The sequence below is a fragment of the Providencia sp. PROV129 genome (genome assembly GCF_028482245.1).
In the GTDB taxonomy this organism is placed as follows: Bacteria; Pseudomonadota; Gammaproteobacteria; order Enterobacterales; family Enterobacteriaceae; genus Providencia; species Providencia vermicola.
This window is the reverse complement of record NZ_JAMPQD010000011.1, coordinates 165,162-181,885: the sequence shown is the minus strand read 5'-3', so window position 1 is coordinate 181,885 and position 16,724 is coordinate 165,162. Positions and strand designations below refer to the sequence as shown.

The 16,724-nt window shown below is 41.9% G+C and carries 10 protein-coding genes and 1 pseudogene; 4 read left to right on the top strand and 7 right to left on the bottom strand.

The window, feature by feature from the left end:
* Positions 1 to 41: 41 nt before the first annotated feature.
* From PSF27_RS08925 to PSF27_RS08905, 5 genes are all read right to left on the bottom strand, one after another.
* Positions 42 to 1,604 (bottom strand): xanthine permease, encoded by a 1,563-nt coding sequence (locus PSF27_RS08925; RefSeq protein ID WP_206085117.1) that lies wholly within the window; start codon positions 1,602 to 1,604, stop codon positions 42 to 44.
* A gap of 275 nt (positions 1,605 to 1,879) precedes the next feature.
* Entirely contained in the window at positions 1,880 to 3,295 is a 1,416-nt protein-coding gene (locus PSF27_RS08920) for a DUF1116 domain-containing protein (RefSeq protein WP_272681307.1), read from the bottom strand.
* Positions 3,295 to 4,845, bottom strand: coding sequence for an acyl-CoA synthetase FdrA (gene fdrA, locus PSF27_RS08915; protein ID WP_272681306.1), 1,551 nt, complete (start codon positions 4,843 to 4,845; stop codon positions 3,295 to 3,297). The genes PSF27_RS08920 and fdrA overlap by 1 nt, the downstream gene beginning before the upstream one ends.
* Positions 4,835 to 5,758, bottom strand: coding sequence for a DUF2877 domain-containing protein (locus PSF27_RS21045; RefSeq protein WP_272681305.1), 924 nt, complete (start codon positions 5,756 to 5,758; stop codon positions 4,835 to 4,837). The genes fdrA and PSF27_RS21045 overlap by 11 nt, the downstream gene beginning before the upstream one ends.
* Before the next feature lie 148 nt (positions 5,759 to 5,906).
* On the bottom strand, positions 5,907 to 6,512 hold the full coding sequence (locus PSF27_RS08905) for an ankyrin repeat domain-containing protein (RefSeq protein WP_206085113.1): 606 nt from the start codon (positions 6,510 to 6,512) through the stop codon (positions 5,907 to 5,909).
* A gap of 600 nt (positions 6,513 to 7,112) precedes the next feature.
* Between PSF27_RS08905 and PSF27_RS08900 the strand changes: the two genes are divergently transcribed.
* Positions 7,113 to 8,048, top strand: a complete 936-nt coding sequence (locus PSF27_RS08900; protein WP_206085112.1) for a LysR substrate-binding domain-containing protein — start codon at positions 7,113 to 7,115, stop codon at positions 8,046 to 8,048.
* Positions 8,049 to 8,307: 259 nt separating this feature from the next.
* Here PSF27_RS08900 and PSF27_RS08895 read toward each other — a convergent pair whose 3' ends face one another.
* Both PSF27_RS08895 and PSF27_RS08890 read right to left on the bottom strand, forming a co-directional pair.
* A complete protein-coding gene (locus PSF27_RS08895; protein WP_272681304.1) occupies positions 8,308 to 9,165 on the bottom strand; it encodes an alpha/beta hydrolase in 858 nt (285 codons plus the stop codon).
* A 152-nt stretch (positions 9,166 to 9,317) separates the two neighbouring features.
* A complete protein-coding gene (locus PSF27_RS08890; protein WP_272681303.1) occupies positions 9,318 to 11,366 on the bottom strand; it encodes a TonB-dependent receptor domain-containing protein in 2,049 nt (682 codons plus the stop codon).
* Positions 11,367 to 11,628: 262 nt separating this feature from the next.
* On the opposite strand from PSF27_RS08890, the gene PSF27_RS08885 reads away from it, so the two are divergent.
* The 3 genes and pseudogenes from PSF27_RS08885 to PSF27_RS08875 all read left to right on the top strand — a co-directional run bounded on the left by PSF27_RS08885 (position 11,629) and on the right by PSF27_RS08875 (position 16,129).
* On the top strand, positions 11,629 to 12,711 hold the full coding sequence (locus tag PSF27_RS08885; RefSeq protein ID WP_272681302.1) for an efflux RND transporter periplasmic adaptor subunit: 1,083 nt from the start codon (positions 11,629 to 11,631) through the stop codon (positions 12,709 to 12,711).
* Positions 12,708 to 15,794 (top strand): efflux RND transporter permease subunit, encoded by a 3,087-nt coding sequence (locus PSF27_RS08880; protein WP_272681301.1) that lies wholly within the window; start codon positions 12,708 to 12,710, stop codon positions 15,792 to 15,794. The genes PSF27_RS08885 and PSF27_RS08880 overlap by 4 nt, the downstream gene beginning before the upstream one ends.
* Before the next feature lie 108 nt (positions 15,795 to 15,902).
* Positions 15,903 to 16,129 (top strand): annotated as a pseudogene (locus tag PSF27_RS08875) (type II toxin-antitoxin system Phd/YefM family antitoxin).
* Positions 16,130 to 16,724: the final 595 nt, after the last annotated feature.

Genomic DNA, 16,724 nt, shown 5'->3' with positions numbered 1-16,724 from the left:
GTAGGTGTACAGCGCACACCTACTAGGCAAGGTTGGCTGCATTACACTGACTTGCTGAGCTTCTCAGACTTTTCAGCTTGTTGTTCTTCAACCGATTTACGGCTATCTAAAAAATGCTTGAGTACAAATAAAGCCGCCATCATGAGGTAAGCGTAAACAAACATCAAGGTTGAACCCGTTGCAATTCCTACCGCTGGGGAGTGAATAATTCCAAAGAATACTAATATTGCACCTGCAGCTGCGGCAATCGCACCACGTAATGGTTGATTGAGGATGGCGAAGATAGCAATACAACCCCACAACATACTCGCTAATGGTGCGCCGTTACCTAAATGAACAAGTCCTTGGTAATAAACGCCTTTATGTAATAGAACTTCAGTACCAATCGCACTTGCAGAGGTGCCTGCAGCTCCCATCACACTGTTCACCATGGTAAGTGCCCAGTTGGCAATCCATGGGAACAAACAGATAAAGATGACAGGGACTTCCACTTTTGGCGTTTCTCGCACCACCTGGTTAGCAGTAACAACCCCAATAAACACCAGAATTGGCACGATAGCGGTCATTGGGATGATAGCTAACATAAATGCACCAATACCGAATAATGGCACGATAAACATGGTGATACCGGATGCTAAGGTATAGCCCACGCTTGCGCCCATTGCTTTCCAACCTGCGTGGCCCACGTAAACAGTGACAGGGAATGGGTTACCCATAAAGCAACCAACTGTGGAAGATAAACCGTTCGCTAACATGACTTTACGTGTGTTGTATTCATCACCTGCGGCGTGCGCACTTTCAATGTTTTCAAGGTCAAAGATATAGTTTGCTAAGCCCAATGGTACCGCAGATGCTAAGTATGGCAGCGCGTGTGGTAAGCCTTGGAAGAAGCTATCAATGTGGATACCAGGAGGGTTAAAACCAAATGACGCCATAGAATCTTTAATTGCTTCGGCACTTTGTAAGCCAGAAACCCATGCCAATACGGTACCTGCGATCAACAGCAGCAAACCTGTTGGAACGCGAGCAAAGATAGGCTTTTTACCGAACCAGTTAATGAAGATTAACAGTAAAACCACAAAAGAAACGGTCGGTGCTTCAAATGCTTGCAGCATTGGGTTCATCGCCAGAAGCAGTAAACCTAAGCCAGACAAACAAGATAACAGCACGGTACGTGGGATCATCTTACGGATGGTTTCACCTAAGAATGAACCACCGACTAAAATCATCGATTCTACAAAACACCAAACCAAGGCGATTTGAATGGCAAACTCGGCATTCTGCGTGGTTTGGTACACGGGCATAATAACTAAGAACGTCACGGTGAAGATGGACGGCGCACTTGGGCCAGAAGGCAGTGCGGTCACATCATTACGACCCGTTTGTTTGATCATTTGCTGACCAAAGTAGGCATAACTGATGCTGGCGAGTAAAACGGCGAAGCCAAAAGCGGGAGCGATGCGGCCGTAAACAATTTCGGATGGGATCCCAACGACGAAAATTAATAAGCCCATCATGGTGAGGAGGTTGGTTAAGTTATTGGTCATTAGGCCAAAATAGGCGGCTAAATCCCCACGTTTCCATTTGATGTTAAGTATACTCATTTTAAGTATTCCCCTGTATACCCGTCATTACCCTTCATACTTTAAGCTGCAACTGCGTTGGCTGCTCTCGGCTACTCAGGTCACATACTGATGTATGCTCCCTGAGATATCCTTGCTTGCCGCCTTGTTGCAACTTAAATTACTTTGGGTAATAGCTTACTTATTTTAAGTCGCAACTGAGTTGGTTTTATTTCACTTTGGTATGCTAATAACTTGGGTATTGATGTTTTATTATTGCCCGACTTTAGTCGGGCGTTATTTTTTATTACTGGAAACTAAGCGTATTTCTGTGCGTAGGCCAACATGGCTTTTTCAAAGCAATCAAACGGCGGGTGAACGATACCTGCGCCAATCATGCCGATACCTGCATCTTTATGGGCAATTGCTGTATTGATGACAGGTAAAATACCGCTAGCTGAAACTTTCGTAATATCAATGGCGGTTGGGATCCCCATAAAGCCAAGTAATGGGATAGTCACATTCGGGTTTTCGCCTAATGTGATTTCGCGCATTTGACGAGAGAAATCCACCGCTTCTTCTACTGTACCGCCGACTAATGCGACGATTGCGGGGGCCGTTGCCATTGCAAAGCCGCCGATACCATAGGTTTCAGTGATTGCTGAGTCACCAATATCTAAACCTGAGTCTTCCGGTTTATAGCCCGCGAACATTGGACCGATAACTTGTTGTGAAGGCCCTGTGAACCATTGACCTGGTAATCCACTGATACGTAATCCAAACTCATAACCGTTACGCGCCATCGTCGTGACCACAGTGCTGTACTCAATGCCGTGTGCCGCATCCATTGACGCTTTACACATGGCCATCCATGTTGGGCCTGAGAAATAATCACTGCTTGCGACGAAATCAAACACGTCTTTTTGCTGTGCGACAGAGAAATCGGTTTGGATAATCCCAGTGGTTAGCGCTTGAATGAGCAATGTAGTACCCGCGTTATTACGGTTATGGCACTCATCCCCCATATGCAGCGCTTGTGCTAACATCAAACGCAGGTCAATTTCACCAACAATTTTCATGGCGTCGCGTAGCATTGGGCCCAAGACATCACGCATCCAATTTAAGCGGTCAATCACGCTTTGGTCGTTTGCACCCATGCGCAGAATTTTGGCCATTTGCTCACTCAGGTTCGTGAATGCGCGGTTACCATAAGTCTTGTTTTCAACGATATGCATAAACATCGATGCAGACGTCACTCCAGCCATGGAGCCCACACAATCGTGCTCATGGCACGGAGAGAAAATAATCTCACCTGATGCCGCAACGCGCTCAGCATCCGTTAAATCTTTCGCAAGGCCTTCAAAGACCAGAGCACCTGTTACCGCACCTTTCATTGCGCCGCACATGTTTTTCCACTCGACCGGCGGACCCGCATGTAAGATGGTGTTTTTGGTCATTCCTGGTACTACGTTAATCGCTTGGTCGTAGCCGATTAATACAGGTTGGGACTGAATAATACGTTCAAGAGCTTGCGCATTAGCCGCCGCAATTTTTTCTTGCAGCGCGGCATTACCTTCAATTTGGTCGAGGGCACGAATAACCGCAATATTGCCTTGTCCCGGAGGCGTCCAGTTTAAATGCGTGACAGGCACATGTTGTTTTTTCAGGTCATCACTGAACATCTCAATACCCACATTGATGACACTTAATGGTTGCTTAAATAATGTCGTCATTATGCATTCTCCCCTTTCCACACAAACTCACGTCCTAATAACCCAGTATTGGTGCTGCTGCTTGCCCAAATCACGCCTGCATCAGTCAGCATTTTGACCTGTGCATCCATATTTGGTGTGTCTTGGTCTGTACCTAGCACATATCCTAAAATTTCTAATTCACGGCCATCTTTCTTGGCGATATTTTTGGCTTCTTTGATAGCGTCAATCATTACGCCAACAGGGTCTTCGTGAGAACCAAAGCCAAGGACAAAGTCCATCATGATGACGCCAACTTCTGGGTCGCGGGCTTCTTGCAGTAAACGCTCAATACGGTTTGTTGGGTCGATCATTGGGTGTGGTTTACCATTGGTAAAGTCATCATCACCAAAGTCGAGGAACGTGTGGGCAATACTTTTGTTTAAATCTTTTAAGCGATATTCAGGGTTTGGCTGGATATTACTGTAAACATCGTCATATTTTTCCAGTGCCGCAAACATGGCTTCATCACACAGTGTACCGCCACAGAACAGGCCGCGAATGTATTTTTGCTCAGGTTTGAGTTTAGCTCGCACTTCATCGATTAATGGTAGGTTCAGTGGGTGCAGGTCTAAATCTTCTTTACGAATCCCTGTTAGCAGAACCGCTTTCAGTGCCGCCTCTTTGGTACCTTGAGCAAATGTCAGACCCGGTTTGTCGTCTGGGAGGGGTTGGCTACCTAAGAAACAGACAACAACAGGTTTGTGGCATTTCTCAGCCTGCTCCAGCACTTTTTTGGCAACCGCTGGTGCTGGTGGCTTAGAAATTAACGCGATAACTTTCGTTTCTTCATCCGCATCAAGCATCTTCAGGGCATCAATCATCATGATACCGCCGATTTTTTCACTTAAATCGCGACCGCCTGTACCGATTAATTGAGAGACGCCAGCGCCGAACTCATGGATACGCACGCTCAGCTCTTGGCTACCTGTACCCGATGCACCAATAATCCCAATACTGCCACGGCGTACATTGTTACCAAAGCACAGTGCGGTGCCATTGATAATCGCGGTTCCGCAGTCAGGGCCCATCATTAATAAGCCTTTTTTACTGGCAAGTTGTTTCAGAGCCAATTCATCTTCAATGGAGACGTTATCTGAGAACAACATGACGTTAAGGTCATTTTCTAACGCAATACGCGCTTCACGAGCAGCAAATTGCCCATTGACAGAAATCACCGCTAAGTTGGCATCTGGAATGTGTGTTTTCGCGGAATTGATAGTGGCGTATTTTGCTTCATGGGATCCGCCACCTTGATTTTTCTTATTAAATAATTCTTCGATAGCAATTAATGTTGCATCGTTGGCTTCATCACTTGGCCCTTTAATCACAATCATTAAATCGCCATTTTTGGCTTCTTCTAACTCAGCAGTTAATAACCCTAAATTACGCAGAACACCTTTATTCATCTCCGTTGCCATCGCGACAAAAGCTTGCTCAACATTATCGAGCTGATTGGCTTTAGTCGAAATAGACATCAGTGACACGGAATCAAAATAGGTATTTTTCTTTATGACAACTTTAGTCGACATGTCTTTCTCCGAAATAGTGAGTGAGATACAAAGCGTCGCGAAGGCCAAATAGCATGTCGCTGCCTGAACTCGACCCGATATTTAAAATCTCTAAAAATTGTGGATAAATATTTGTCTCTTGCGCATCAACTAATGATTGAATTAATTGCTGCATGTTTTCGCGATATTCTTGGTTTAAGGCCTTTTCTAACGTGATGGCGCTAATGGGGGTCGTTTGGCTTTTGCTTTGTGTTATTCCTTGATAAAACACAGGGAATAAAGCTGAAGCGGGGTGACCTTTTAATAACAAAAATGCCATTAACCCAACTAAATAATCATCACCAGAAGGCGTAAGCCCAATACCTAACCCAACAAATTGCTTAATAACCTTGGTAATACTTTGTTGGTCTTTGTTAATTAATGATTCAATTAGATTTAGACGTAATTGAACCAATTGTTTTGATACGGTTAGATAAAATAAGTTATCTCCCTGATAATTAAATAGAGAGCTTGAGTTATCCTGTAAAATAAAATCTAAACTTTTAATTTGGTTTGTTATATATAACAAATAGTTCTCGTTAATTAATTTTTTAGAATCAAAATTAATTTTTAATGGTTGCCAGTGTTTACATAAAGAAAACGAAATTGTGTAATTTTCACCAATATTCCATTCTTTATTTGAGAGATAAATAGGGTCTCCTGCTTTTAATTTTAAAACAGAAAAGTCAGTATTTATTAATCGGCAACTATTTGGTGCATTATCTAACGAAGAGCAAAGTAATGAATAAAGGGTATTCTCTACCGTAAAATTAATCGCTTTATTGAATACCTGCTCTACTTTTCCTAAAGACTGCGGCTGATGTAAAAGGTTGAGAAAATGGTTATCAGCCGTGAGCCCGTATAATATTTGCCGATGGGATATGGATGCGTTCACATGCCTCCTTATCTCTACTCGTCATACTTCAAGTTGCATGGGTGTTGACTGCACTGAGCTAGCCGAATCATATACTTATGTATGCTCATCGAACTATCTTCGCTTGTCGCCTACATGCAATTTGAATTATTTAGAGTATATGGTTTAGTTACGCGCCCGCGGCAACCAGTAGTTCAGCAATTTCGTGATAGCCTTTCTCACGTGCAAGTTCTAACGGTTTTTTGCCATATTTATCCGTCATATGCGGGTTTGCACCATGTTCTAATAGCAGCTTAACGATTTGCTGTTGCTTCTCGCCACCGTCATTTAATACGATAGCTTCAAGGAGCGGAGTCCAGCCCACAAAGTTGGTGTGGTTGACGTTAATTTCTGTTTTTTCGAGCAGTTCACGGACTATCTCAACGTGGCCTTTTTCACTTGCTGGCGTGATCCCCACACCACCAAAACGTGTTAATAAATCTAAATTTGGTTTTGCCGGTAACACTAGGCGTAATAATGTTAAGTCGTTATTCAAGCAGCTTAATAAAAATGGGTTAAAACATGTTTGGTCTTGTTTATCGATGTCTGCGCCTGCATTAATTAGAAAAGAAACACATTCATAATGTTTATTGAGACTTGCATTCACAATAGCGGTACGGCCTTGGCGGTTGGTTGTGTTGATATCCACACCTTTTTCAAGGCAACCTTTTAATAAATCTAATTGCCCTTTTTCAGCAGCGGTTAAAAATTCTTGAGAAAGTGTGCTGGCGGTCATTATTTTCCCCTTAGGTTGGCTTATTGATATTGCCAACATAGATAAAGACAATTTAAAGATTATTTATGATGGTTAGAGCATACCAATTGCGATTAATAAAAAGAATCCATTTAAATTTAATTCATCAATGGGAGGCTCTATTGTTGAATAAAATTCAATAATAAGCCTTTTTTGTGCGTGTACGCATTATTTTTCATCCTTTTTTGACGTTTTTTGCCTGTTTTTTACTCGTTTTTATCGATTATTTTTAATTAATAGAGAACGGTGAGACGTCATTATTCTGTTCTGTGACGTACATCAAATTGAAGGTTTTATGATTGTTAAATTTGTGATTAATTTGATCGCGATCAGGGTAAATGTTAATACTTGGTTTGGGTATTTAATTCAATAATATTAAGTATTTTGATTATTAATAGTCTCTCAGCTTTTGTGGTTAAAATGACAGCTTAAGACAAATGAGATTAAAACACTTCTTCTTGGCAATTATTCTGTTAAGCTATCAATAAATCGGTTGAAAAATAGCCTGGTTTTCAATCTATTGAATAATATTCACATAAAAAGCCAATTTGATTAAAATTAAAACACTTTGGGAAGGCGAGTATGAACTCAATTTTTACTGAAGAAAATTTATTGACCTACACTACCGCAGCTAAATTTGCGAGCTTCAGTAAAGCCGCAGAAGCATTAGGTATTACCACATCGGCCGTGAGTTATACTATTAAGCGTATTGAAACTTATTTGGATGTCGCGTTGTTTATACGTGATACTCGCAATATTGAATTAACGGAAGCGGGTTATTATTTTTATCGTAAGGCAACGGACTTACTGAATAACTTTCATTCCATTCAAAAAAGTATTTATTCTATTGAACAAGGTATTGAAGCGCGGGTGCGCATCTGTATTAACCAACTTTTATATACCCCTTACCATACGGCTAAGTTACTGCAAATATTAAAGAAACAATTTGCTACTTGCCAAATTACCGTGACTACCGAGGTGTATAACGGTGTATGGGATGCAATTATTAATAACCATGCAGATATTGCGATTGGCGCACCGGGGACATTAATGGATGGCGGAGGAATAGATTATACGGAAATAGGCGCGATTCATTGGCAGTTTGCCATTGCGGCAACACACCCACTCGCATTAATGCCAGAGCCGATTGCTGAAAGCCAGTTGCGTCTTTATCCAAATATCATGGTGGAAGATACCGCAGATACGATAAATAAACGAGTTGGATGGTTACTGCATGGGCAAGAAGCGATACAGGTGCCAGACTTTAATACCAAATGCCAGTGCCAAATATTGGGTGAGGGGATCGGATTTTTGCCAGACTATATGGTGAAAGAGCACGCTAAGAGTGGCCGATTAGTGGTCAAAAATATTCAAAACCCGCGGCAAGATTCTAATATGCTATTAGCCACACAGCATTCAGCAACAGGGCAAGTGACTCAGTGGATACGCAAATCATTCACGGAAAATGGGGTTTTAGCCGATCTTTACAGTGACTTGCTAAAACCTATTAGTGGGTAGGTAGGGGGTGTTTATCTTTGCCACGGATTTTCACCGCTAAAAGGTCAAAAACAATCCCAAAAATGGATGAATGTGTAAGTCGAGATTTGTGCTCAAAACTGTGCTTAAAGGCTGCCCTACGGTTCGATTAAAGCTCGTTTCACTCATTTGATGCTACGCGTTGAGAGGCCCTTGCCTAATTGACTAGGCGGCGACCCTCTCGCCTTGCCTAAAATGGCGTTAATTCGAATGAAAATTGACCATCAAAGATAAACAACCCCTAGTGCGTGGCAACCGCCAACGCTTTATTGATGGCATCGGGGATCACGCTTCCGTGGCTTTTACCCTCAAATAAAGTGAATTCACAGACTCGCTGATGGGTTTGAATTTCAGTGCACACTTGGCGGGGACTGATCCAACTTTTGCGGTTTTGGTAGTTTTGGACTTGTTCTGCCGTTAACTTGGACAAATCAGGGGTCTCTTCTAAGCCACCCAAAGTGACAAAAATAGGTGCTGTGACTTGTTTTTCAGTGAGTTTCGTTAGTTGCACCATTTCACCTTTCCCCCACCACAATGACGGACTTGCTGAAACATAGTACTGAAAATCATCGGGTTTTTGCTGATAAGCCATTAAGGTGAATAACCCACCAAATGAATGGCCGAATAAGGTTTGTTTTTTCTTATCAATAGGAAATTGTTGTTCAGCCCAAGGGCGCAGTGTTTGGCTTATAAACTGGTACAATGCAGGTGCTCCCCCACCATGGCTAAAGTCTTCCCCAGACACGGGCGGAGTATAGTCATAGGTGCGTAAAGCCTTTGGAAAGGCCTCATCAACGGGGTAACCGATGCCGATAATAATGGGTAGTGAGTCTTTATTGAGCGTTTCCACTGCGCGGTTGACGACTTTTGGATATAACCCATTTCCATCAAGCATATACAGTACAGGGCGCTTTGCCGTGACGTTATACGGCACGGCACTGTAGATGCGTAGTGCTCGGTCGCCATAAGCCATATCCGTCTGTTTAATATCGTAAAATTGTGCGACGTTATCATCTAAAGGCGGAATACTTTGGCTAGGGCGAGCAATGGCATTACTGGCGATACAGAGCAATAAGCTAGCGGTGAATAATTTGTTCATATACTCGTCATCCTTCAAGCTGCATGGTTGTTGACTACGCTCGGCTACCCGAATCACATACTTTTGTATGCTCATCGGGATATCTTCTCTTGTCGCCTACATGCAACTTGAATGATTTAGAGTCTCGAATAGGTAGCCTACAAAAATTAAAATTAGAAACTGACGTTAATGTTCGCCCAATAACGGCGTCCATCTTCCACATCCCAGTTTCCATCTACTTTATCAATTTTAGGGCCTTTTTCATTACCAATATTGAGCACCGCAAAGTTCAACTTGGTATTTTTTAATACTTGATAAGTTGCGCCCACATCCATGGTGGTATAGCCGCTACGGTAACGAGGAACTTTTGAACCGTTGCGCTGTGCTGCCCATACTTGTTCACCAGTATATTGTGCACGCGTATACAAATTGAGATCTTCGTTAAACTGCCAATCTAATTTCGCATTAGCCATATGTTTTGGTGTTTTATCCAATGGATAGCCTTTAAGTGAAATACCATTACCGAGTTTTTCATCATCACTTTTACGCTCTGAATCAGTGTAGGTGTAGTTGGCGCTGAATTTCCAGTCTTTAGCAATTGGAATACCTGTTGCGATTTCAACTCCTTTAACATTTGCCTTACCGACATTGTCATAAGTATAGAGATTTAGGTTTGAAAGCGGGTCTGGATTGCCAGTGTTATAGCTGGTTAACTTGTTTTTAAAGTCAGTATTAAATAGGGTCAGGCTGGCATCAAAGCCCGACTCATGGTTATAGGCAATGCTGATTTCTTCACTAACGCTTTTTTCAGGTTTTAGGTCTGGATTACCATAAATAATCCCATTTCCACCTTCTGTAGAGGTGCCATAACCTTTACTGACCTCACGTAGTGTTGGCGCACGGAATGCAGATGACACGCCACCTTTAATGGTGATTTCGTCAGTTAGATAATAAACCGCGTAACCGCGAGGGTTCCAGTGGTTACCGTAAGTTTCATGGTGATCTAAACGTAATCCACCCGTTAGAATGAGGTCATCAGTTGCAGTAAATTCGTTTTCAACGAATAAAGCAGATTGGTCGACACTCATGCTGCTATTTTCAAATTTTCCTTTGGAAACCAATGAGCTGTCTTTGAGTTTTGAGTATTGGTATTGACCACCGACTGTTAAGATGTTGTCAGGTAAAAACGCAACAACTTTACCATCTACCACTGTATTAGTAATTTCAGGTACACGGTCTTCATAGCGGTATTCAGTCAGTTTAGTGATGGCATCTTTAATTTCTGTTTTGGTTTTTTTCTTCGTACTTTCTTGATAGACACTTAACTCTGTATTAAACGAATCCCATTCACCTTTATAAGTCAGCGCGGCGTGGTTTCGGTTATTGTAGAGTTCGGTTTTTTTATTATATTGTTTTGATTGTCCGCGCATTTCATATTCAGCAAGGGATTTGCCTGGGGTTTCTTCTCTTTCTTGCAGTGTTCTACCTGCTTCTAAAAGGAAGGTTTGGTTTTCAGTTGGTGTAAAACTTAACTTAGCGGTGAGACTTTTGTTGTCTTTTTTGTGGTGGCCATCTGTAATTTTATCTTCTTGTCGATAATCACCACCACCGTATAACTGCAAGCCTAATTTATCTTTAACGAGTGGGCCTGACAGATAGAAGTTACCGTCGGTGGAATTACCGCTATCACTGTTTTCTTGGATAATCGTGCCTGTTGTTACGCTACCGTGCCATTCATTAGTTACCTTCTTGGTGATGATATTGATAACACCACCCATTGCATCGGAACCATACAGGGAAGACATTGGTCCACGGATCACTTCAATGCGCTCAATGGCTTCGACGGGCGGCATAAAGCCTGCTTCAAAACCACCGCTGCCATTTGGGCGTGATTCACGGCTGTTTTGGCGACGGCCATCAACCAGTATTAAGGTGTATTCACCGGGTAAGCCACGGATATTAATATCTTGTTTATTGGCTGAACCCACAATGCTGACACCTTCTACGTCTTTAACCGCATCAGCAAGGTCGCGCACAGGTTTATTTTGTAACTGTTCGGCGGTGATCACCGTAATACTGGCAGGGGCATCGCGTAATTGTTGTGAATAACCTGATGCGGTGACGATAAGTTTGTCTGAATCTTCTGCTGCTGTCGTACTAAATGAAGCCAAAGCCGCGCAAATACCTGCGGCGACAAGTGTGTAGTGATGTTGCTTAGTCATAGTAATCCCTAGCAAATGTAAATGAGAATGATAATTATATTGTTTGCGAATAGTATCACTAAAACATATCGGAAATAAATAATTGGCTAGCTAATTTATGGTCAATATTTGATCTCAGTTAATAATTTTCCTGTATGGCAAAAATGCATTTGATGATTTTTGCCAAGCTTAACGAAAAATTAAGGTTTAACTTTGGTTTATGGAGTTTAGGGGGAAGCGAAATTACAGTAGCGCGAGCGTCTACTCGGGAATTTTATGACTTATGAAACACATTTTTTTAGCCATTTCATTATTTTTCATCTGCTTGAATATGCAGGCAGAGGAAATCCGCCTAAGCGTCACAAACCCAAAAAATGTGATGGCGGTTGATGTCGTCAGCATTCCGGGCAAATTTGTGGCAAAAAACGAAATTTCGATAGGTTCTCCATTGCAACAGCAAATGGTCACTGCAGTGTTTGTGGAAGAAGGGGAATGGGTTGAAAAAGGGCAATTGCTCGCGACGTTGGAATCACCGATCCAAAGTGCAGGGGTTAATCAATTAAAAGCAGAAATTGATAAAGCTGCGGCATACATTAAACAACAAGAAGCACTCAGCACTCAATCTCAACAAGAGCTGCAACGTTTATCACCGCTGGCAAAAACAGGGGTGATTTCGGCGAATGAATTTGGCAAAGCCAAATCAGAAGCAGCCGCACAGAGCGCATTGTTAACAGCAAACCGTGCAGAGCTGCGCCAACTCAAAGCCCAGTTAATGCGTGAACAAAGCCAAGAAGACAAATCGAAAATTATTGCCCCTGTTTCGGGAGTGATCAGTGAACGTCACGCCATGAATGGTACGCTGTCAGATAACAGCTTGTTATTTAAGTTGATTGAAAATAATGAATTAGAGTTTGAAGCGCAAGCTCACCCTTCCGAGCTTTCTCGCATTGTGGGCAGTAATCCCGTGGTGATTAACCTTGATGAAAACCAATCAACATTGGGGAAATTACGTTATTTGTCGCCAAAAATAGATGCATTAACCCAACTTGGAAAAATCCGTGTGGCACTTACAGAGCCGACTAAACAAGTGCGTCTAGGTGAAACGGGCACCATGGTGTACAGAAATTCACCCCGTGAACAGCTATCGCTACCTTATAGTGCCATTCGTACAGAACCCAATGGCGAACGTTATATTTTTACTGTGACAGACGGCAAAGTGGCGAAACAAAAAATACAAATTGGCAAAATTCAGCAAGGGCGAGTGGAAGTGTTAACACCATTAGCGCCGAGTTTAGATGTTGTGGCTTATGCGCAAGCTTTTTTATCAGATGATGACATTATTGTGCCTGTAAAGGATAGCCAATGAAATTACAGTTATCTTCTTGGGCCATTACTCGGCCGATTCCGACAATAGTGATGTTTTTGGCATTAACTATCGCAGGGTTATTCTCCTTTAATCAATTACCTGTAACTGCCAACCCTGTGGTGACGTTTCCGATTGTCACTGTCACCGTAACACAAGATGGTTCTTCGCCAACAGAGCTGGAAAATGCAGTAACAAAGCGGGTTGAGCGCGCAGTATCTGGAATACCTAGTATTCGCCATATTACCTCTTCCATTAGTGAAGGTGCATCGACCACGACTATCGAATTCGATCTTAGTGTCGATGCCCACGTGGCTACCAATGATGTGCGCGAAAAGATGGGGCAAATCCGTGGTGAGCTACCGCAAACGATAGATGAACCGCTGATTAACCGCATCGATGTTGAAGGGGGCGCGATTCTACGTTACGCCGTTTCGTCTGAAACTGAATCTCTCGCGGATTTATCTTGGTTTGTGGATGACACTGTGAGTAAGCAATTGATCACGGTTCCAGGGGTGCAAAAAGTCAGTCGCTTAGGGGATACCGAACGCGTGATCCGCATTGAACCCGATGCGAACAAATTAGCTGCGATGCAAATCTCCATAGCCAGTATTAATGAATTACTGAAAAATAATCACCAGAACTCAGCGGGTGGTAACTCAAAATATAACTCGTTGCAGCATACCATCCGCGTATTAGGTGAAAAATCAACCGCGGATGAGATTAAAAACATCATGTTACCCGTTGATAACCAGCAATCGGTACGGTTAGGCGAAATTGCCAATATTTATGATGGCCATAAGAATGTGAAATCTATTTCGCAGTTCAATGGTCAGGACGTGGTGGGTTTTGCGGTTTATCGTGCCAAAGGCTCCAGTGATACCAAGGTGGAGCAAGGCGTCGCTGAAGCGGTCGAAAAATTACAAAAAGCGAATCCAGATATTGATATTCGCCTGATTTCCTCAACGGTTAAATATACAGAATCGAGCTTCTTTTTAACCATTCAGACCTTATTAGAAGGGGCGTTTCTTACCGTCATTATCGTCTTTTTCTTTTTGAAAAGCTGGCGTGCAACGTTGGTGGCGGCAGTGGCATTGCCGTTATCGATATTGCCGACCTTCTTTGTATTAGCTCTGTTTGATTACAGTTTGAACAGTATTACGTTGCTGGCTTTGACATTGGTTATTGGGATATTGGTAGATGATGCCATTGTTGAAATTGAAAATATCCAAAAATATATCGAACGTGGCGAACGTCCCTATTTAGCGGCACTAAAAGCATCTGATGCCATCGGTTTTGCAATTGTGGCAATCACATTAACCATTGTGGCGGTGTTCTTGCCTGTCAGTTTTATTGGGGGGTTTGTTGGGCAATATTTTGTGCCATTTGGTGTGACAGTTTCAGCGGCTGTGCTCTCTTCATTGTTAGTGGCTAGATTGGTGACGCCGTTAATGGCGGCTTATGTGCTGCTACCGCAAAAAGGCGCACACGACGGCGTAAAAATTCCAAATTGGATAGCGCGTTATACGCGGTTTTTATTACTCACGTTAAAACACCGAAAATTAGCATCTGCATTGGCGGGGGGCTTTTTAATTGGTTCAGTCGCAGTGACTAGCTTGTTACCTGTCGGTTTTATGCCAGATGGTGATATCAGTATCAGCCAAATCAATATTGAGCTGCCACCAGGTACGCCGGTTGAGCAAACGCAGCAAAAAATGAATGAAATAACAAAACAGTTAAAAGATAGACCTGAAATTATTTCAACTTATACGGTGGCAGGGATAGCGGACGACTCAGAAGGGGTTGCTCAACACAAAGGCGAAATGATCCTCACTTTGGTTGAACCAAGTGAACGTGAATTATCACAAAAGCAATTTGAGCTTGAAATAGGGAAGTGGCTAAGTGAAAAAACAGATGCACGTTATACCTTTAGCAACAGTAATGGTGGCAAAGAGTTCTCCTTAATGTTTACAGGGACGGATCCTCAAGAGCTTGAAGCATCAATGCAAAAACTGCGTGATGCCATGGCCAAAGTGGAAGGGTTAAAAAACGTTCAGGTCATGAAACCGCTATTGCGTAAAGAGCTAATTGTTAAGCCCAATTTAGTGGATATTGGCCGAACGGGTGTCAAGGTTGAGGAAATCGCCAATACATTACGTATTGCGACCATGGGGGAGGCCAACTCACGTAGTGCCAAATTTAATTTACCCGATAGGCAATTGGCGGTGCAGGTTATTTTACCTGAGCATCAACAAAATAATATTGATGTACTGAATAATTTATATGTGAATAGTACAGGGGAGCAAGCTGTACCGTTAAAATCGGTCGCTAAAATCGACTCCAGTGATGGGCCTTCACAAATCGAGCGGATTAATCGACAAAGACAAATGTCGATAGAAGCCAATTTAGAAGGACTAACACTTGGTGAGGCATTGGAAATTGTGGCGCAACTCCCTGAATACCAACAATTACCCCACAGCGTTTCACAAGTGGAATATGGCGATATGGAATATATGATTGATATGTTCGAGCGCTTTGGTACCACAATGGTATTTAGTATTTTGTTGGTATTTGCCATCTTAATTGTGTTGTTTAAGGACTTTATGCAGCCAATCACCATACTTGTCGCGCTACCGTTTTCTATTGGCGGTGCCATCATCGCCCTTGTTTTATATGGTGCGATGATCGATTTACCTGTGATTATCGGTATTTTGATGCTGATGGGGATTGTGACCAAAAACTCGATTTTGCTGGTGGAGTTTATTCTGGAAAAGCAGCGCTCGGGAATGCCAAAAGAAGCAGCAATCATAGAGGCAGGTCAGGAGCGTATTCGACCAATTATCATGACGACATTTGCTATGATTGCAGGGATGATCCCCTTGGTATTAACCAGCGGTGCGGATGCAGGGTTTAGGGCACCAATGGCGATTGCGGTGATTGGGGGCTTATTGAGTTCGACAATTTTGAGTCTGTTATTTGTGCCAGTGATTTACAGTTTGATGGATGATTTAAAACATAAATTATTACCGCAACTGGCAAAACTCACCTCTGTGACGCAAGAAGACCGCAATATTAAACAGTGGTAAATAAAAGCCGGCCAATGTGCCGGTTATTGCTTTAAACATTGAGATTGCTGGAAAATTGCCGCTGGCCTATATTTAGTTCTTGAGTGTCGTATTGATTAGGAGTAGACCATGAAAATAGAGGCTATTAGCTATATTAAAAAGCATGCTGCAGGGCTTGAATTATCAGGGCCTATTTTAGTAACTCAAAATGGCATTCCTGCATATGTCATTGAATCTTATAAAGATAGAAAAAAAGGGATGAGGCAATTGCATTACTTAAATTACTTTCTATTTCAGAAAAAGATAGTAAAGAAGATAAATTATATTCACGTGGCCAATTATTGGATAGGCTCTAAACGACCATGATTGGAACGATTGGATGATAGTTAATTTTAAGTATACAGAAACGTTTATTAGCTCGTTAAAGGAATTAGGTATCGGGAGAAAACAGGCTAATTTACTCCTTGATAAATACGAGAAACATTTACCCCCATTTCCAGAGTGTTGTTCAATACCTGAATATCTTCAAGATATTGGTGTCTCAAGGTATAGAGGATACTTATCACCAGAAAACTATACAATCCTCTATACGTATGAAATAGCCGAAAATACGATGATATCCCATGCCATCATTCATCAACGTCAAGATATGATGAGATTATTATTTAATCGAATGATAGAGCGCTAAATATTTTAGTCATATTTAAAATGTATCAAAAAAAGAAGGGTTATTATCGAATGAATGTATCCAATATATTTAATTGATATTGATTTTATTCAAATTGAATGAAAGTTATCTAATTATGACTAATTTCATTTAAATTAATCATAAAATGAATCTATTATAATAAGTTGTTAGTTTTTTATTTATTTGATATTTATCAATGAATTATTTGTTTTTTGTGGTGATTGTTTTATTTGTAAAATATTAGCCCTTGCTTTATTGTATTT